The organism is Cellulomonas sp. Y8 (assembly GCF_008033115.1).
Lineage (GTDB): Bacteria > Actinomycetota > Actinomycetes > Actinomycetales > Cellulomonadaceae > Cellulomonas.
The window spans coordinates 3,383,574-3,402,920 of record NZ_CP041203.1 but is presented as its reverse complement, the minus strand read 5'-3'; the positions used below and the strand labels follow the sequence as shown (position 1 = coordinate 3,402,920).

Sequence of the window (19,347 nt, the reverse complement as noted above, 5' to 3'; positions counted from 1 at the left end):
GTTCGGACCCGTGACGTCGACACCCTCGCCGCGCCAGCCCGCGTCCCGTCCCGCCCGGCCGTCGCGCGCGACCTCCGCGGCCACCGACGTGCCGCCCCCCACGACCACCGCACCGGTCCCCGGACCCGCGCCCGCCGCTGCGGCCGCGGCCGACCCGGCCCCCGCGCCGACCCGCCGCGCCCGCAAGGCCGCGAGCCCGGCCAAGGCGGTCGCCACCGCCGAGGCGGTCGCGGAGGCGGCCCGGCCCGACCACGCGCCCATCGGCCGGATCCCGGTCGTGGACGTCTCCCCCGTCGCCGAGGCCGGCCGCTGGCCCGCCAAGGCGACGGTCGGCGAGGCGGTGCCGGTCCGCGCCACCGTGTTCCGCGAGGGGCACGACGCCTGCGCCGCGACCGCGGTGCTCGTCGGTCCCGACGGCACCGACCGCGCCCGGGCGACAATGGTGGACATCGCCCCCGGCCTCGACCGGTACGAGGCCCACCTGGTGCCCGACGAGGCCGGGGCCTGGGGCTTCCGCGTCGAGGGCTGGTCCGACCCGTTCGGCACCTGGGCGCACGACGCGCCGCTCAAGGTCGGCGCGGGCGTGGACGTCGAGCTCGTCCTCGAGGAGGGCGCCCGCCTGCTGTCCCGCGCCGCCGACCGCACCGCCGACGACGCCGGGGCCGCGATCCCCGAGGCCGACGCGCGGGTGCTCCGGGACGCCGCCACCGCGCTGCGCGACGACTCCCGCCCCGCGGAGGCCCGGCTCGCCGCCGGCCTGTCCGCCGAGGTGCGCGCCGCGCTCGCGGCCCACCCGGTCCGCGAGCTGGTCAGCCCGTCGCCCACCTACCCGCTGGTCGTCGACCGCCCGCTGGCCCTCGCCGGCTCCTGGTACGAGATCTTCCCGCGGTCGATCGGCGCCACCTACGACGACGCCACCGGCACCTGGACCACGGGCACGCTGCGCACCGCCGCCGAGGACCTGCCGCGGATCGCCGGCCTCGGGTTCGACGTCGTCTACCTGACGCCGATCCACCCGATCGGCACCACGCACCGCAAGGGCCGCAACAACACCCTCGACGCGCGGCCGGGCGACCCGGGCTCGCCGTACGCCATCGGCTCCCGGGACGGCGGGCACGACGCGATCGACCCGTCGCTGGGCACGTTCGAGGACTTCGGCGCGTTCGTCGCCGCCGCCCGCGACCAGGGCCTGGAGGTGGCGCTCGACCTCGCGCTGCAGTGCTCCCCCGACCACCCGTGGGTCGCCGAGCACCCGGAGTGGTTCACCACCCGGCTCGACGGGACCATCGCCTACGCGGAGAACCCGCCGAAGAAGTACCAGGACATCTACCCGCTGAACTTCGACAACGACCCGGAGGGCATCGCGCGGGAGATCCGCCGCGTCCTGCAGGTCTGGATCGACCACGGCGTCACCGCGTTCCGCGTCGACAACCCGCACACCAAGCCGCTGTCGTTCTGGCAGTGGCTGCTGGCGGACGTCCGCGCCGCGCACCCCGACGTGGTGTTCCTGTCCGAGGCGTTCACCCGCCCCGCGATGATGCTCAACCTGGCGCGGGTCGGCTTCCACCAGTCGTACACGTACTTCACCTGGCGGAACACCAAGGAGGAGGTCGCCGAGTACCTCGCGGAGGTGTCCGGCGAGCAGGGCTCCTGGATGCGGCCGTCGTTCTGGCCGACGACCCACGACATCCTCACGCCCTACATGCAGACCGGCGGCACCGCCGGCTTCGCGGTGCGGGCGGTTCTCGCGGCGCTCGGGTCCCCGACCTGGGGCATCTACTCCGGCTACGAGCTCGTCGAGGACGTCCCGCGCCCCGGGGTCGAGGAGCAGATCGACAACGAGAAGTACGAGTTCAAGCCGCGCGACTGGGCGGCGGCGGAGCCGCTCGGCATCGCCCGGCTGCTGCGCTCGCTCAACGAGATCCGCCGGGCGCACCCCGCGCTGCGCCAGCTGCGCAACCTCACGGTGCACCCGACGTCGGACCCGTCGCTCGTCGCGTTCTCCCGGCACCTGCCGGCGCACCTGTCGCCGACCGGCGCGGACGACACCGTCCTGGTGGTCGTCAACCTCGACCCGCGGTCGGCGCACGACGGCGTGGTCGACCTGGACCTGGCCGCGCTCGGGCTCGACCCGGACGCGCGGTTCGTCGCGCACGACGTGCTGTCCCAGGAGGTCTACGCCTGGGACGCCCACCCGTGGGTGCGGCTCGACCCGTACAGCCGGGTCGCGCACGTGATCCAGGTGGAGCGGGTGTGACCCCGGCGGGGGCGACGGGCGGCACGCCGGTGCCGTCCGCGACGGGGGTCGTCCCGATGGTGACGGGCGCGGGCGGCCACGTGCCGCACGGCGCCGCGGGGGCACCGGCCACGGGCGCCATCGCCACGACCGCGCTGCCCGCGCGCCGGCAGCCGCCGGTGCCGGGCGCCGAGCACGGCGGGCTCGGCGACGACCCGGAGTGGTACCGCACCGCGGTGTTCTACGAGGTGATGATCCGGTCGTTCTCCGACTCGGACGGCTCGGGCTCGGGCGACCTCAAGGGGCTCACGGCGCGGCTCGACTACCTGCAGTGGCTCGGCGTCGACTGCCTGTGGCTGCCGCCGTTCTACCCGTCCCCGCTGCGCGACGGCGGCTACGACGTGTCGGACTACACCGCGGTCGCCGCGCAGTACGGCACGCTCGAGGACTTCACGGACCTGGTCGCCGCGGCGCACGAGCGCGGGATGCGCGTCGTGGTCGACCTGGTGATGAACCACTCCTCCGACCAGCACCCCTGGTTCCAGGCGTCCCGGTCCGACCCGGACGGCCCCTACGGCGACTTCTACGTGTGGTCCGACGACAACACGAAGTACCAGGACGCGCGGATCATCTTCGTCGACACCGAGACGTCCAACTGGACGTTCGACCCGGTCCGCCGGCAGTACTTCTGGCACCGGTTCTTCAGCCACCAGCCCGACCTCAACTTCGACAACCCGCGGGTCGTCGAGGCGATGTTCGACGTCGCGCGGTTCTGGCTGCGCGTCGGCGTCGACGGCTTCCGGCTGGACGCGGTGCCGTACCTGTTCGAGCGGGACGGGACCAACTGCGAGAACCTCCCGGAGACCCACCGGTTCCTCCGCGACCTGCGCGCGATGATCGACCGCGAGTTCCCGGGCCGGATCATGCTCGCCGAGGCCAACCAGTGGCCCGAGGACGTCGTGCACTACTTCGGCACCGAGGCCGAGCCCGAGTGCCACATGTGCTTCCACTTCCCGGTGATGCCGCGCATCTACTACTCCCTGCGCGACCAGCGGGCGACGTCGATCGTCGACATCCTCGCGGACACCCCGGCCATCCCCGGCGGCGGCCAGTGGAGCACGTTCCTGCGGAACCACGACGAGCTCACGCTCGAGATGGTGTCCACCGAGGAGCGCGCGTCGATGTACGGCTGGTACGCGCCCGACTCCCGGATGCGCGCCAACATCGGCATCCGGCGGCGGCTCGCGCCGCTGCTCGACGACTCCCGCAAGGAGATCGAGCTCGCGCACGCGCTGCTGCTGTCCCTGCCCGGGTCGCCCTGCCTGTACTACGGCGACGAGATCGGCATGGGCGACAACATCTGGCTCGCCGACCGCGACGCCGTGCGCACCCCGATGCAGTGGACGCCCGACCGGAACTCCGGCTTCTCGACGTCCGACCCCGGCAAGCTCTACCTGCCGGTGATCCAGTCGCTCGTGCACCACTACAACAACGTGAACGTCGAGGCGCAGCTCGCCCAGACCACGTCGCTGCTGCACTGGGTGCGCGGCATGCTCATGGTCCGGCGGCAGCACCCGGCGCTCGGCCGCGGGTCGTTCGAGGTCGTGCCCGGGGACAACGACGCGGTGCTGTCGTTCCTGCGCCGGGACGCCGAGGAGACGCTGCTGTGCGTCGCGAACCTCGCCTCGACCGCGCGGGCGTCGACGCTGCGGCTGCCCCCGGAGCTCGCCGGCGCGACGCTGCAGGACGTGTTCGGCGGCGCCAAGTTCCCCGACGTCGGACCCGACGGCACCGCGACGTTCACGCTCGGCTCGCGCGACTTCTACTGGCTGGCGGTGACGACGGCATGACCGAGCGACGGGTGGCTCACGAGGACCGGGACGACGCGCTGGCGGCGCTGCTGGCGCCCTGGCTCCCGGGACGGCGCTGGTTCCCGATCAAGGGGGTCGACGCGCGGGTCACCGCGATCGGCGGCCTGACCCTCGCCGACCCGGAGGGCGCCGCGGACGTGCGCCTCCTGCTGCTGCGCGCCGAGGGCGGCGGCACCGGCGCCGTGCTCCAGGTGCCGGTCGTGCTCGGCGGTGACGTGGTCGACGGGGACGCGGCGCTGATCGGGCGGCTGCCCGACGGCACCGCGGTCGTCGACGGCGCCGGCCGGCCGGAGTTCGAGCGGGCGTGGCTCGCCGCCGCGGACCGCCCCGAGGGCGCGGCGCCGGCGGACGGCGACGCGCTGGGCGCGCTCGGCGACCCGAAGGTCGTGCCGGGCGAGCAGTCCAACACCTCGGTGATCCTGCCCGGGGCCGGCCCCGACGGCAGCACGGCCATGCTCAAGGTGTTCCGCGGCCTCACCGAGGGCGACAACCCGGACGTCGACGTCCCGCGCGCGCTCGCCGAGGTCGGCTGGACGCACGTGCCGCGGCCGCTGGCCTGGCTCGGCGCGGAGTGGCCGGACGGCGACGGCACCGCGCACGGGCACCTCGGCGTGCTGAGCGCGTTCGTCCCGGGCGCGCACGACGGGTTCGAGCTGGCGTGCGACTTCGCGCGGCGCGGCGAGTCGTTCGCCGACCTCGCCGAGGACCTCGGGGAGGTCGTCGGGCAGATGCACCGGGCGCTGGCACGGGCCCTGCCGGACGACGTGCTGCCGGCGGACGGGGCGGGGGCGGACGGGCCGCGGGCGCCGGACGCGGGCATCCCCGCCGCCGGGTCGTCCGCGGGCCGGCACGCCGCCGACCCCGAGCCGGGCCTGTCCCCCGCCGCCGCCCGGGTCGCCGACGCGCTCGCCGCGCGGTTCGCCTGGGCGAGCGGGATCGTGCCGGAGCTCGAGGGGTTCGCCGACCCCGTCGCCGCGCTGGCCGAGCGCACCCGGCTGCTCGGCGAGGTGCCGCACCGGCAGCGCGTGCACGGCGACCTGCACCTCGGGCAGGTGCTCCGGGGCGACGACACCTGGTACGTCCTCGACTTCGAGGGCGAGCCGCTGCTCCCCGTCGCGCAGCGCACCCGACCCGACCTCGCGCTCCGCGACGCCGCGGGCATGCTCCGGTCCTTCGACTACGCGGCGGCCGTCGGCGACGCGCCCGCCGCGTGGACCGAGGTGGCGCGCGCCGCCTTCCTCGCCGGGTACTCGGCGGAGAGCGGCGACCTCGACCCGGGCACCCGCGCGCACCTGCTCCGGGTGCTCGAGCTGGACAAGGCGCTGTACGAGGCCGTGTACGAGGCGCGGAACCGCCCCGACTGGCTGCCGATCCCGCTCGCGGGGGTGCAGCGGCTGATCGGCTGACGGGTCGGGGCGGCGCGCTCGGTCGACCATGCCCCGCCGGGGTGGCCCGCCTGGCAGACTGCCCGGCGTGAGCCCCGCGACCCCGGCCGGCCTGCCCGGCGTGCCCGAGCCCGCGCCGACGCACGTGCTGCTGGTCGGCGACTCCGTCACGGACTGCGGCCGCCGCGCCGACCCCGAGGGCCTCGGCGACGGCTACGTCCGGCTGCTCGCCGAGGGACCGCTGCGCGGCTGCCGGGTCACCAACCGCGGCGTCGGCGGCGACAAGGCGGTCGACCTGGCGGTCCGGTGGCAGGCGGACGTCCTCGCCGAGCGTCCCGACGTGCTGTCCGTCGCCGTCGGGATCAACGACACCTGGCGCCGCTACGACCGCGGCGCGACGACGCCCGCCGAGGCGTTCGAGGCCACGTACCGCGGGCTGCTCGGGTCCGCCCTGGCCGCCGGGGTGCGGCGCCTCGTCCTCGTCGAGCCGTTCGTCGTGCCCGTGACCGCGGAGCAGGAGCGCTGGTGGGACGAGGACCTCGGCGCGAAGGTCGCCGTCGTGCACCGGCTCGCGGCCGAGCACGGCGCCGTCCTCGTCCCGGCGGGGACGCACCTCGCCGCTCTCGCGGCGGAGCACGGCGCCGCGGCGCTGGCGGCCGACGGCGTGCACCCGACGCCCGCCGGGCACCGGGCGCTGGCGGACCTGTGGTGGGCCGCGGCGGGCGGGGCGGTCCTCCGGGACTGACCGCCGCCGCCCGGCTGCGCCACGTCTGGCTGCGCGAACGCTCGGGTGGTGGTTGGGTGGGGACATGAACCGCCCGGCCGAGACGTCGCCCGTCACCGTCGACCACGACACGCTGCGCGCCGTCGCCTCCGGCACGCACCACGACCCGCACTCCGTGCTGGGTGCGCACCTCGCCCCGAGCGGTCTCGTCGTGCGGACCCTGCGCCCGCTCGCCGACGCCGTCGAGGTGGTGACCACCACCGGCAGCACCCCCGCCGAGCACGAGCAGGACGGCATCTGGGTCGCGCTGCTGCCCGAGACGCAGGTGGTCGACTACCGCCTCGACGTCACCTACGGCGCGGACACCCAGCGGGTCGACGACCCGTACCGCTACCTGCCCACGGTCCAGGAGCTCGACCGGCACCTCATCAAGGAGGGCCGGCACGAGCAGCTGTGGACCGTCCTCGGCGCGAACGTGCACCGCTACCCCGGCACCCTCGGCGACGTGGTCGGCACCGCGTTCGCCGTCTGGGCGCCGAACGCGCGGGCCGTGCGGGTCGTCGGCGACTTCAACCACTGGCAGGGCGCTCAGCACGCGATGCGGTCCCTCGGCGAGTCCGGGGTCTGGGAGCTGTTCGTCCCCGGCGTCGGCGCCGGCACCCGGTACAAGTTCGAGATCGTCGGCGCCGACGGCACCTGGCGGCAGAAGGCCGACCCGCTCGCCAAGGGCACCGAGGTCCCGCCGGCCACCGCGTCGGTCGTCGTCGAGTCCGACTTCACCTGGGGCGACCAGGACTGGATCGACCAGCGCCGCTCGCACGACCCGCACTCCGGCCCGATGAGCATCTACGAGGTGCACCTCGGCTCGTGGCGGCAGGGGCTGTCCTACCGCGAGCTCGCCGACCAGCTCACCGCGTACGTGCTCGAGATGGGCTTCACCCACGTCGAGCTCCTGCCGGTCTCCGAGCACCCGTTCGGCGGCTCCTGGGGCTACCAGGTCTCGTCGTACTACGCGCCGACCTCCCGGTTCGGCCACCCCGACGACTTCCGGCACCTCGTCGACACCCTGCACCGCGCCGGCATCGGCGTCCTGCTCGACTGGGTGCCCGCGCACTTCCCCAAGGACGAGTGGGCGCTCGCGCGGTTCGACGGCACCCCGCTCTACGAGCACCCGGACCCGCAGCGCGGCGAGCAGCTCGACTGGGGCACCTACGTCTTCAACTTCGGCCGCAACGAGGTGAAGAACTTCCTCGTCGCGAACGCCACCTACTGGCTCGAGGAGTTCCACGCCGACGGCCTGCGCGTCGACGCCGTCGCCTCGATGCTCTACCTCGACTACTCGCGCGAGCCCGGCCAGTGGACCCCGAACGTGCACGGCGGCCGCGAGAACCTCGAGGCGATCGCGTTCCTCCAGGAGGCCAACGCCACCGCCTACCGGCGGACCCCGGGCGTCATGATGATCGCGGAGGAGTCCACCGCGTGGCCCGGCGTCACCACGCCCACGAGCGGCGGGGGCCTCGGCTTCGGCCTGAAGTGGAACATGGGCTGGATGAACGACACGCTGCGCTACCTCGCGGAGCTGCCGATCAACCGCCGCTACCACCACCACGAGGCGACGTTCTCGCTCGTGTACGCGTTCTCCGAGCAGTTCGTCCTGCCGATCAGCCACGACGAGGTCGTGCACGGCAAGGGCTCCGTCATGCGCAAGATGCCCGGCGACGACTGGCAGCAGCGCGCCGGCGTCCGCGCCCTGCTCGCCTACCAGTGGTCGCACCCCGGCAAGCAGCTCATCTTCATGGGCACCGAGTTCGCGCAGGGCACCGAGTGGGCCGAGTCGCGCTCGCTCGACTGGTACCTCCTCGACCACGCGCCGCACCGCGGCGTCCAGGCGGCCGTCAGGGACCTCAACCGGTTCTACCGCTCGCACTCCGCGATGTGGGCGCTCGACCACTCGCCCCAGGGGTTCGAGTGGATCGACGCGAACGACGCCGACCGCAACGTCCTCGCGTACCTGCGCCGGGACGACCGCGGCAACGTCGTCGCCGTCGTCGTGAACTTCTCCGGGGTGCCGCACGAGGACTACCGCCTGGCCCTCCCCCAGGGCGGCACCTGGATCGAGGCCGTCAACACCGACGCCGAGGAGTACGGCGGCTCCGGCGTCGGCAATCTCGGCCAGGTCCAGGCCCGGCCGGAGCCGCACCACGGGCGGGCGTTCTCGACGACCCTGCGCGTCCCGCCCCTGGGCGTCCTGTACCTGGTCCCGGCGTAGCGCGACGCGGTCGGGCCGGCGGCGGTGCCCGCCCCATCGGGCCCAGGCGCACGGCGACGACCTCGCGCCGGGCGAGGCGGCCGCGCGGCGGTGTCGCTGGGCCCGGGCTGCTGCGCGCCGCGGGAGACCCGGCTGTCACCTCGCGACGCGCCGTCCCGTCGAGAAGACGACTCCCGGCTGTCGGTGGCCTGCGTCGCACAGCCGAGAGCTGCCCTCTCGGCGCCTGAGCTCGCCGGGTGCGCCGAGTATCCAGCTCGGGGCTGCGCGCGGCGGCGCTGCGACAGTCCCTCGGACGAGACTCGCCGAGCCCCCGGCTGATCCGCAGAGCCTCAAGTTCGCCGAGTGGGCAGCAGATGCTGCTCGCGACGCGCGAGTAACGACATCGAGTGCCCACTCGGCGGGAGCGTCGGGACCGCGCACGGCGGCCCCCGCCGGCTGACCTCGCCCGGGGTGTCGAGACCGGCTCAGTCGCTGAGTCGGCGCCGCGCGCCCAGTCGATGCTGAGCACGCCGAGATGACAACTCTCGGCTGTCTGTTCGCGTGCGGGCACAGCCGAGAGTCGCCATCTCGGCGGTGGGCGATCCCGCCCACACGCGCGCTCGCGTCTGAAGGACCAGCCGCGCGGCGCCGGTCGAGCGGGCAGTAGATGCTGCCTTCGAGGCGTGGAAGGCAGCATCGACTGCCCAGTCGGCGCAGGGCCAGATCGCGCGCGGTGCGGAATCGCTGTGCGCGACCGGCGTCATCTGAGTGCGCGGGTGCGCCGCCGGAGTCAGCTTGCTGCGGAAGTGTGCGCGGCCGGAGACGGCAGGTCACGCGGGTGGGCGCGGCCGGAACTGGCACGTCCCGCTGCTGTGCGAGCTCTCCGGGCCCCGCGGCGGTGCGAGGACGGCGTGCGGCGACCGCACCGGGCGCACTGCGCTGCCGTCCCGGGAGCTTCCGGGGAAACAGAAAGAGCCACCCCCGAAGGGATGGCTCTTTCTGAAATGATGTCCGGCGGCGTCCTACTCTCCCACACCCTGGCGAGTGCAGTACCATCGGCGCTGAAGGGCTTAGCTTCCGGGTTCGGAATGGGACCGGGCGTTTCCCCTTCGCTATGACCGCCGTAACTCGGTCGAACAAGCGAGACAGGACACCCCTCAGATCTCGAGGGGTGCGTGTTCGTGGTTCGGGAACCGCACAGTGGACGCGTAGCAAAAAGTATGGGTGGTGAAGTTGTCGGCTTATTAGTACCGGTCAGCTGCGAGGGTCTTGAGTCCCCTCTTCCACATCCGGCCTATCTACCCGGTGGTCTAGCCGGGAGCCTCTCGGGGCAAGCCCCGTGGAAACCTCATCTTGAAGCAGGCTTCCCGCTTAGATGCTTTCAGCGGTTATCCCTTCCGAACGTAGCCAACCAGCCGTGCTCCTGGCGGAACAACTGGCACACAGAGGTTCGTCCGTCCCGGTCCTCTCGTACTAGGGACAGCCCTTCTCAAGTTTCCTGCGCGCGCAGCGGATAGGGACCGAACTGTCTCACGACGTTCTAAACCCAGCTCGCGTACCGCTTTAATGGGCGAACAGCCCAACCCTTGGGACCTACTCCAGCCCCAGGATGCGACGAGCCGACATCGAGGTGCCAAACCATGCCGTCGATATGGACTCTTGGGCAAGATCAGCCTGTTATCCCCGGGGTACCTTTTATCCGTTGAGCGACGGCGCTTCCACAAGCCACCGCCGGATCACTAGTTCCGACTTTCGTCCCTGCTCGACCTGTCAGTCTCACAGTCAAGCTCCCTTGTGCACTTGCACTCGCCACCTGATTGCCAACCAGGCTGAGGGAACCTTTGAGCGCCTCCGTTACATTTTAGGAGGCAACCGCCCCAGTTAAACTACCCACCAGGCACTGTCCCTGATCCGGATCACGGACCGAGGTTAGATGTCCAGAGCGACCAGAGTGGTATTTCAACGTTGACTCCACCGACACTGGCGTGCCGGCTTCACAGTCTCCCACCTATCCTACACAAGCCGCACCGAACACCAATACCAAGCTATAGTAAAGGTCCCGGGGTCTTTCCGTCCTGCTGCGCGTAACGAGCATCTTTACTCGTAGTGCAATTTCGCCGAGTTCGCGGTTGAGACAGCGGAGAAGTCGTTACGCCATTCGTGCAGGTCGGAACTTACCCGACAAGGAATTTCGCTACCTTAGGATGGTTATAGTTACCACCGCCGTTTACTGGGGCTTAAATTCTGAGCTTCGCCTTGCGGCTGACCCGTCCTCTTAACCTTCCAGCACCGGGCAGGCGTCAGTCCGTATACATCGTCTTGCGACTTCGCACGGACCTGTGTTTTTAGTAAACAGTCGCTTCTCCCTGGTCTCTGCGGCCCTCCACGCTTCCCGGGCAAGCCGGTACACGCTTCAGGCCCCCCTTCTCCCGAAGTTACGGGGGCATTTTGCCGAGTTCCTTAACCACGATTATCTCGATCGCCTTGGTATTCTCTACCTGACCACCTGAGTCGGTTTAGGGTACGGGCGGCTAGAACCTCGCGTCGAAGCTTTTCTTGGCAGCATAGGATCACCCTCTTCCAGCATACGCTGTCACCATCGGCTCTCAGGCTATGTGAGTGGCGGATTTGCCTACCACTCGCCCTACGACCTTGGACGTGGACTACCATCGCCACGCCGGGCTACCTTCCTGCGTCACTCCTGTTAATACGCTTACCTACTACCGGTTCGGGTCACGTGCTCCATGCGGCGGTGACTCCCGAAGGAGTCGGTGCCGCACTTCGGACGTTTAGCATCACCGGGCTCGGTATGGGCGGTTCTTCGCCGGTACGGGAATATCAACCCGTTGTCCATCGACTACGCCTGTCGGCCTCGCCTTAGGTCCCGACTTACCCAGGGCGGATTAGCCTGGCCCTGGAACCCTTGGTCATTCGGCGGACGGGTTTCTCACCCGTCATTCGCTACTCATGCCTGCATTCTCACTCGTGTAGCGTCCACCACTGGGTCACCCCGCAGCTTCACCCGCCACACGACGCTCCCCTACCCATCCACACGCCTGAACCACGAAGGCTTAGCGCAATGTGTGAATGCCACAGCTTCGGCGGTATACTTGAGCCCCGCTACATTGTCGGCGCGGAATCACTTGACCAGTGAGCTATTACGCACTCTTTCAAGGGTGGCTGCTTCTAAGCCAACCTCCTGGTTGTCTGTGCAACTCCACATCCTTTCCCACTTAGCATACGCTTAGGGGCCTTAGCTGGTGGTCTGGGCTGTTTCCCTCTCGACTACGGAGCTTATCCCCCGCAGTCTCACTCCCGCGCTCTCACTTACCGGCATTCGGAGTTTGGCTAACGTCAGTAACCTTGTGGGGCCCATCGGCTATCCAGTAGCTCTACCTCCGGCAAGAAACACGCGAGGCTGCACCTAAATGCATTTCGGGGAGAACCAGCTATCACGAAGTTTGATTGGCCTTTCACCCCTAACCACAGGTCATCCCCCCGGTTTTCAACCCAGGTGGGTTCGGTCCTCCACGCGGTCTTACCCGCGCTTCAACCTGCCCATGGCTAGATCACTTCGCTTCGGGTCTAGAGCACGCGACTACGGTCGCCCTATTCGGACTCGCTTTCGCTACGGCTTCCCCACACGGGTTAACCTCGCCACGTACCACTAACTCGCAGGCTCATTCTTCAAAAGGCACGCCGTCACCCCTGCTAGGGAGGCTCCGACGGATTGTAGGCACACGGTTTCAGGTACTATTTCACTCCCCTCCCGGGGTACTTTTCACCTTTCCCTCACGGTACTTGTCCGCTATCGGTCACTAGGTAGTATTTAGGCTTAGCAAGTGGTCTTGCCAGATTCACACGGGATTTCTCGGGCCCCGTGCTACTTGGGATCCCCCTCGGGAGGCCACGTGATTTCGTCTACGGGGGTACCACCCTCTGTGCCGGGCCTTTCAATGCCCTTCGACTATCACGAGACTTTCTGACTCCCTGCTGGTTCGGCAGAACCAGCTGAAGGGTCCCACAACCCCGCATGCGCAACGCCTGCCGGCTATCACACGCACACGGTTTGGCCTGATCCGCTTTCGCTCGCCACTACTCACGGAATATCTCTTCCTGCCGGTACTGAGATGTTTCACTTCCCGGCGTTCCCTCCACACACCCTATATATTCAGGTGCGGGTCACGCGACATGACTCGCGCGGGGTTTCCCCATTCGGACATCCTCGGATCACGGTTCGTTTGCCAACTCCCCGAGGCTTATCGCAGGCTACCACGTCCTTCTTCGGCTCCTAGTGCCAAGGCATCCACCCTGTGCCCTTAAAAACTTGACCACAAAGACATACTTTAAAGATGCTCGCGTCCACTGTGCAGTTCTCAAACAACGAACGATCCCCGAGTCGCGTACGCCGGCGCCTACCAGCTCCCCGAAGAGGAGTCAGCGGTTCGTCCGACCGACCGGGCCCGTCATGAAGCAACCTCCCTTGCGGGCTGTTCCCTCAGGACCCAACAGCGTGCCTAGGCGACCGTCGTCTGCCGGCTGTGCGCGTTCCGTCCCCGACAAGTCGAGGTGTACTGGCGCGATGCCGACCGATGATGGCCGCCGTAGTTGATGTTCCACCCTTGAGCACCACCCCGAACGCGTACGGCTCGGGCCTGGTCTCTGCACACACCCACCTCAGGTGGGCGCGTCAGAAGCTCCTTAGAAAGGAGGTGATCCAGCCGCACCTTCCGGTACGGCTACCTTGTTACGACTTAGTCCCAATCGCCAGTCCCACCTTCGACGGCTCCCCCTGCGAACAGTTGGGCCACCGGCTTCGGGTGTTACCGACTTTCGTGACTTGACGGGCGGTGTGTACAAGGCCCGGGAACGTATTCACCGCAGCGTTGCTGATCTGCGATTACTAGCGACTCCGACTTCATGGGGTCGAGTTGCAGACCCCAATCCGAACTGAGACCGGCTTTTTGGGATTCGCTCCACCTCGCGGTATCGCAGCCCTTTGTACCGGCCATTGTAGCATGCGTGAAGCCCAAGACATAAGGGGCATGATGATTTGACGTCATCCCCACCTTCCTCCGAGTTGACCCCGGCAGTCTCCTATGAGTCCCCGGCATGACCCGCTGGCAACATAGGACGAGGGTTGCGCTCGTTGCGGGACTTAACCCAACATCTCACGACACGAGCTGACGACAACCATGCACCACCTGTACACCGACCTTGCGGGGCAACCATCTCTGGAAGTTTCCGGTGTATGTCAAGCCTTGGTAAGGTTCTTCGCGTTGCATCGAATTAATCCGCATGCTCCGCCGCTTGTGCGGGCCCCCGTCAATTTCTTTGAGTTTTAGCCTTGCGGCCGTACTCCCCAGGCGGGGCACTTAATGCGTTTGCTGCGGCACGGAACTCGTGGAATGAGCCCCACACCTAGTGCCCAACGTTTACGGCATGGACTACCAGGGTATCTAATCCTGTTCGCTCCCCATGCTTTCGCTCCTCAGCGTCAGTTGCGGCCCAGAGACCTGCCTTCGCCATCGGTGTTCCTCCTGATATCTGCGCATTCCACCGCTACACCAGGAATTCCAGTCTCCCCTACCGCACTCTAGTCTGCCCGTACCCACTGCAAGCCCGAGGTTGAGCCTCGAGTTTTCACAGCAGACGCGACAAACCGCCTACGAGCTCTTTACGCCCAATAATTCCGGACAACGCTTGCGCCCTACGTATTACCGCGGCTGCTGGCACGTAGTTAGCCGGCGCTTCTTCTGCAGGTACCGTCACTTGCGCTTCTTCCCTGCTGAAAGAGGTTTACAACCCGAAGGCCTTCATCCCTCACGCGGCGTCGCTGCATCAGGCTTGCGCCCATTGTGCAATATTCCCCACTGCTGCCTCCCGTAGGAGTCTGGGCCGTGTCTCAGTCCCAGTGTGGCCGGTCGCCCTCTCAGGCCGGCTACCCGTCGTCGCCTTGGTAGGCCGTTACCCCCCACAAGCTGATAGGCCGCGAGTCCATCCCTGACCGATAAATCTTTCCAGACGCATCAGATGCCTGAGCGTCACGTATCCGGTATTAGACCTCGTTTCCAAGGCTTATCCCAGAGTCAGGGGCAGGTTACTCACGTGTTACTCACCCGTTCGCCACTGATCCACCCAGCAAGCTGGGCTTCACCGTTCGACTTGCATGTGTTAAGCACGCCGCCAGCGTTCGTCCTGAGCCAGAATCAAACTCTCCGTAGATGTCTCATTGGCAACCACCACCCGAAGGCGGCGATCCACCGACACACGAAACGACCCCCACCCGCTGGCGAGCGGAGATCAGTCAATTCGGCTGCTAAAGAAGCCGCCCGACGGGGTCGGGAACGACTTCCGTATCAACCAAGACCCACCGACACCGAACAACCAACCCCGAACGGGGCGGCCACCCGAGCCGATGAACCATCTTGGCATCAACTACTAGGCACACTGTTGAGTTCTCAAAGAACAGACGCGCATCCCTCGTTCGCTCTTGCGAGCTCCTGACCGGAGGCAACCGTTCAAACTTATCCGACCCGCTCCGGCCGGTCAAGTCCGTGTGGACCGTCCCGACCCTCGTGGATCGTCCCGCCGCGCGGCGATGTCCGGGCTCATGCGTCCCGTTCAGGCCGTACCAGGGGGGTGGTCGTCCGCGGGACCAGCCACCGGGTTGATCCTCGGTGTCCGTTCCTCCCTGCCGGGCGACGAAGAAGAACATTACGCACGCCCCGGAGGGACCGTCAACTCGGGATGCCGTGACGGCGGTCACCCTCGATCCCCGCCCCCACCTGCGACGTTCCTCCGGCCGGCCCGCCGCGCGGTGCCGGCGGGACGACGCGGGCCCGCCCGACCACGGAGGTCGGACGGGCCCGGTCGGCGGTCGTCGCGCTCCCCCGCCCGGAGGAGCCGGCGGCCCACGTCAGTACAGGGCGCTCGCCAGCGCGCGGCGTGCGGCCGCGACCCGCGGGTCCTCGGCGCCGACGACGTCGAACAGCTCGACGAGCCGCACCCGGATCCGCTCGCGGTCCGGGCCGAACGTGACCCGGACGGTGTCGACGAGCCGCGCGAACGCGTCCTCGATCTGGCCGCCCAGCACGTCGACGTCCGCCACCGCGAGCTGCGCGTCCACGTCGGACGGCGCGTCGGCGGCCGCCTTGCGCACCTCGGCGAGGTCGAGGTCCCGGGTCCGGCTCAGCAGCCCGACCTGCGCCAGACCCGCGCGCGCCATGTCGTCCCGCGGGTTCTCCTTGAGCGCCTGCTCGTAGGCGGCGGCCGCGGCGGGCAGGTCGTCGCGCTCGATCGCGTCGTACGCCTCCTGGTGCAGCGGCGGGAGCGGCGGCTCCTCGGGCTCGGCCGGCGCCGGCTCCGCCTCCTGGGCCGCGACCGTGCCCGTGATGCCGTTGGCCGCGGCCGCCTCGAGGACCTGGTCGAGCACGCCCCGCACCTGGTCGGCCGGCGGCGCTCCCTGGAACAGCGGCAGCGGCTGGCCCGCCAGCACGGCGACGACGGCCGGGACCGACTGCGTCTGGAACGCCGCGGCGACCTGCGGGTTGGCCTCGGAGTCGATCCGCGCGAGCAGGAGGCGTCCGCCGTACTGGTCGGCGAGCGCCCCGAGGTCGCGGGCGAGGTTGATGCTGGTCTCGCTCCACGACGCCCACAGCAGGACGACTACGGGGTGCTGGGTCGAGGACTGCACCAGGGCCGGGAAGCCCTCGGTGTCGACGTCGACCGTGTACGGCCCCGGCGTCGGCAGCCCGCCCGGGGTGCCGGGCGCGGGGGTGGCCGGGCGCCCGAGCCCGGAGAGGTCGACCGCCCCGCGCACGTTGAGGCGCGGCTCGTGGGCCGGGTTCTGGCTCATGCCGAAGTGCTCCTGCTCTCGCGTGCTCTCACGTCATCACTCACCGGTGACCGCCGTGCGGGCGTGCTCCGCCGCCAGCACGGTCACCTGCTGCGCGCCGCCCGCCGGGGGCACGTACATCGCTACCACGTCGGTCCACGTCCGGACCAGGTTGCTCGACACGCTCCCCTTGCCGGCGAGGGCGGCGTCGAACGGGTCGTTCAGCGTGATGCTGCCCTGGGACAGCGTCACGGTGGTGACCGTCGTCAGCTGACCCACCACGATCGCCCCGCCGTCGGCGGTCCGCAGCGCGGTCACGGCGCCCGCCTCCGGAGAGACGGTCTCGGCGACGCTCGCGACCGCCTGCAGGCTCGCGGCGGTCTGGTTCCGCGCCTCGGTGATCGCGGTGCGGAAGAAGTCGGCCGGGAAGGTCGCCGCGGCCGCGGACGCGTCGCCGTTCGTGAGCACGTCCGCGTACTGCGCCATCGCCTCGGTCGGCGACAGCAGCAGCGACGTGCCGTCGTCGGCGGCCACCGGCTCGCTGCCCTCCTCGGGCGTGGCGGTCGGCGGCATCTGCACCGACGGTCCGAGCCGTGCCCAGCTCCACAACCGGTACGGGTCCCGCGGGCCGTCCTGCATCAGGACGAGCAGCAGCGGCGCCTGCAGGTCGTCGGGCTGCGTGGTCACGACCATCTGCGTCCGCGGCCAGCTCGTCGTGTCGGGGGTGATCGTCGTCTGCGCGGTCGTCGGGATCACGACCGGAGGACGCTCGCCGTTGGTCGCGGTGGCGCGGACGTACTCGGCCGAGCGGATCGCGAGCGCGGGCCCGACGAGCCGGGCGCCGAGACCCGAGGCGTCGAGCGCCTCGTCCCCGGCCGCGAGGACCGTCCCGACCTGGTCGAGCACGTCCGTCGACTGGGCGACCGTCAGCGCCGGAGGCGGGACCGCCGGCACGGCGTCGGGCGTCGGCTCCGGCACCGGGTTGGCGCAGGCCGCCAGCCCCAGGGCCGCGACGACGGCGACCGCCGTGCCGGCCAGACGGCGGCGCAGCCGCGCGGCGCCGGGGCGGTGCCCCGTGGTGCGTGCGGTCATCGGCCCTCCTCCGGGGTGTCGTCGGCGTGCGGGGTGGTGCCGGCCTCGTCGGTGCTGGGGAAACCCCACATGCGACGCCAGGCGTCCGCGCGCTGGGCGCGGGTGGCGGCGTCGTCCTCGGCGGCGGCACCGGGCCCGCCGGGCGCGGCCCCCGGACGCGACGCCGGCGCGGAGGGCGTCGGAGCACCCGGGCCGCGGGGGGCGGCGGGCGGCGACGCCTCACCCGCACCGGGCGGGGCGGACGGCGCGGGTGCCGGGGACCCGACCGGACCGGAGACCGGGCGGGCGGAGGGGCCGGGTGCGGGCACCGGGGCCCAGGACGCCCTGGGCGCCGGATCGGCCGACGAGCCCGCGGCCGCCCCGGAGCCGGTCGCCGCCGGGCGCGCCGGCGACGTCGCGTCGACGTCCGTCCCCGAGGGACCCGGCTCGCTCGCCCCGGCGCGGCCGCGGCGCCACGGCAGGCGGTCGGCGAGTGCGCGACCGGCCCTGCCCGGGCGGGCGTCGGCGCCGTCGTCCGCGGCGGGCGGGGCAGCCGGGGACGACGGCGCACCGGCAGCGCCCACCGGGGCTCCCGGCGTCACCGGCAGGGTCGTGGTCGCGTCGTCGCGCGGCCCGGACCGGGGCGGGGCACCGGCCGGCCCGCTGCCGGTCTTCTCGGGCGCGCCCGGGGTCGGCCCGGGGACGGCCGGGGCCGCACCGGTGCCCGCGGGGGTCGCACCCGGCGCAGCCGGGGTCCCCCCGGTCACCACGGGCGTCGCCCCGGTCACGGCGGGCGTCGCCCCCGTCACCACCGGCGTCGCCCCGGTCACCACGGGCGTCGCACCCGTCACGGCGGGCACGGACCCGGTGGGCGTGCGGCCACCCCGCTTGCGGGCCGCCGCCGCGGCGGCCTCGGCCTCGCGGATCTGCCGGCGGGTGAGCGGCGCGCCGGCCGTCACCGTGCCGAGGGGGATCGCGTCGGCGGGGCCGCTCTCGGGAGCACCCGCGGGTGTCGCGCCCGCGGCGGGGAGCGGCACGGTGGCGAGCGTCCCGGTGCTCACGTCGGTCCAGCCGGCGTCCGGGCCCTCGCGCCGCTCGCGCAGGATGCGCACGAGCAGGATCGCGGAGACCGCCAGCAGCAGCACGCCGAGCGCGACGCCCGGCCACAGCCACGGCGTGGTGACGGTCTGCGGCCAGGACAGGTCCAGCACCGGCGCGCTGTCGCCCAGGCTCACGGCGAGCAGCGACCAGCGGCCCTCCTGGGCCGGCCACTCGAGCGTCGCGGTGCCGTCGCCGGCGACCTCGGCGACCCACATGTCGTTGCCGGTCGGGTCGGCTGCGGTCGCCGCGGCCGCGCCCGCGTCCTCGCTCGCCGTCGGCGACGGGGCCGCCTCGGCGGCGGCCTCCTCGGTCGCGGACGCGGACGGGCTCGCGGACGGCTCCGCCGCGTCCTGGCGGGACGTGGTGGCGAGCGTGTGCCAGTCGGACAGGCCGGTGACCCGCTCGTACGGGTCGGCGCCCACCCAGGCGGTGACGTCCGTGTCCCGGCCGACCGCGAGCACCACCGGCGCGCCGTCGGCGCGCACGGTCACGGTGACGGGGTCGCCGGCGAGCTCGAGCACCCCGGGGTCGGTCACGAGGGTCCGGGTCTGTCCCCCGGGCGCGGCCGTGGCCACCAGCGGGTCGTCGGCCCGCCAGACGGTGGCGGAGGCGACGCCGAGCCCGATGGCCGCGACCCCGAGCACCCCGAGGACGGCGGCGATCAGTCGTTGGAGCACGCATCTTCCTCTCGAACGTGACGTCCCAGGATAGGCGGACCACCTCGGGGTCCGGGCAAATCGGGCCTGCTGCGGGCCAGGTGCGTGCCCGGCCGACGGGTGTCCCGGGCCGTGGCGCTGCCGATACCCTGGACGGCGGACGCGGGCCGACCGACGCCCCGAGCCTCCCGCCCGGAGGCCGTCCCCACAAGCGCTCG

The 19,347-nt window shown here is 70.9% G+C and carries 8 protein-coding genes and 3 rRNA genes; 5 read left to right on the top strand and 6 right to left on the bottom strand.

Features of this window, described 5'->3' with window-relative positions:
• Positions 1–10: 10 nt before the first annotated feature.
• From FKM96_RS15405 to glgB, 5 genes are all read left to right on the top strand, one after another.
• A complete protein-coding gene (locus tag FKM96_RS15405) occupies positions 11–2,257 on the top strand; it encodes a maltotransferase domain-containing protein (protein WP_371300434.1) in 2,247 nt (748 codons plus the stop codon).
• Between the two features lie 56 nt (positions 2,258–2,313).
• Positions 2,314–4,086: a maltose alpha-D-glucosyltransferase gene (treS, locus tag FKM96_RS15400; RefSeq protein ID WP_147797160.1), complete on the top strand. Its 1,773-nt coding sequence runs from the start codon at positions 2,314–2,316 to the stop codon at positions 4,084–4,086.
• Positions 4,083–5,513, top strand: coding sequence for a phosphotransferase (locus FKM96_RS15395; RefSeq protein WP_147795973.1), 1,431 nt, complete (start codon positions 4,083–4,085; stop codon positions 5,511–5,513). Before treS ends, FKM96_RS15395 begins: the two co-directional genes overlap by 4 nt.
• Positions 5,514–5,580: 67 nt before the next feature.
• Positions 5,581–6,237: a GDSL-type esterase/lipase family protein gene (locus tag FKM96_RS15390; protein WP_246855013.1), complete on the top strand. Its 657-nt coding sequence runs from the start codon at positions 5,581–5,583 to the stop codon at positions 6,235–6,237.
• Positions 6,238–6,301: 64 nt separating this feature from the next.
• Positions 6,302–8,485 (top strand): 1,4-alpha-glucan branching protein GlgB, encoded by a 2,184-nt coding sequence (gene glgB, locus FKM96_RS15385; RefSeq protein WP_147795971.1) that lies wholly within the window; start codon positions 6,302–6,304, stop codon positions 8,483–8,485.
• A 988-nt stretch (positions 8,486–9,473) separates the two neighbouring features.
• Here glgB and rrf read toward each other — a convergent pair.
• The 6 genes from rrf to FKM96_RS15355 all read right to left on the bottom strand — a co-directional run bounded on the left by rrf (position 9,474) and on the right by FKM96_RS15355 (position 19,150).
• A 5S ribosomal RNA gene (gene rrf / locus FKM96_RS15380) occupies positions 9,474–9,590 on the bottom strand.
• Positions 9,591–9,688: 98 nt separating this feature from the next.
• A 23S ribosomal RNA gene (locus FKM96_RS15375) occupies positions 9,689–12,797 on the bottom strand.
• A 372-nt stretch (positions 12,798–13,169) separates the two neighbouring features.
• Positions 13,170–14,689: ribosomal RNA gene (locus tag FKM96_RS15370) — 16S ribosomal RNA — on the bottom strand.
• Together the 16S, 23S and 5S rRNA genes form the textbook arrangement of a ribosomal RNA operon.
• Before the next feature lie 694 nt (positions 14,690–15,383).
• Positions 15,384–16,322 carry a tetratricopeptide repeat protein gene (locus FKM96_RS15365; RefSeq protein ID WP_147795970.1) on the bottom strand — a complete coding sequence of 313 codons (939 nt, stop codon included), beginning with the start codon at positions 16,320–16,322 and terminating at the stop codon, positions 15,384–15,386.
• A 36-nt stretch (positions 16,323–16,358) separates the two neighbouring features.
• Positions 16,359–17,393: a hypothetical protein gene (locus tag FKM96_RS15360; RefSeq protein ID WP_246855012.1), complete on the bottom strand. Its 1,035-nt coding sequence runs from the start codon at positions 17,391–17,393 to the stop codon at positions 16,359–16,361.
• Positions 17,390–19,150, bottom strand: a complete 1,761-nt coding sequence (locus FKM96_RS15355; protein ID WP_147795969.1) for a hypothetical protein — start codon at positions 19,148–19,150, stop codon at positions 17,390–17,392. Before FKM96_RS15355 ends, FKM96_RS15360 begins: the two co-directional genes overlap by 4 nt.
• Positions 19,151–19,347: the final 197 nt, after the last annotated feature.

Bases quoted from the DNA above. Each gene is read 5' to 3' on its own strand.
- treS (WP_147797160.1), top strand. From the start codon at position 2,314: ATGGTGACGGGCGCGGGCGGCCACGTGCCGCACGGCGCCGCGGGGGCA.
- FKM96_RS15395 (WP_147795973.1), top strand. From the start codon at position 4,083: ATGACCGAGCGACGGGTGGCTCACGAGGACCGGGACGACGCGCTGGCG.
- glgB (WP_147795971.1), top strand. From the start codon at position 6,302: ATGAACCGCCCGGCCGAGACGTCGCCCGTCACCGTCGACCACGACACG.
- FKM96_RS15365 (WP_147795970.1), bottom strand. From the start codon at position 16,322: ATGAGCCAGAACCCGGCCCACGAGCCGCGCCTCAACGTGCGCGGGGCG.
- FKM96_RS15360 (WP_246855012.1), bottom strand. From the start codon at position 17,393: ATGACCGCACGCACCACGGGGCACCGCCCCGGCGCCGCGCGGCTGCGC.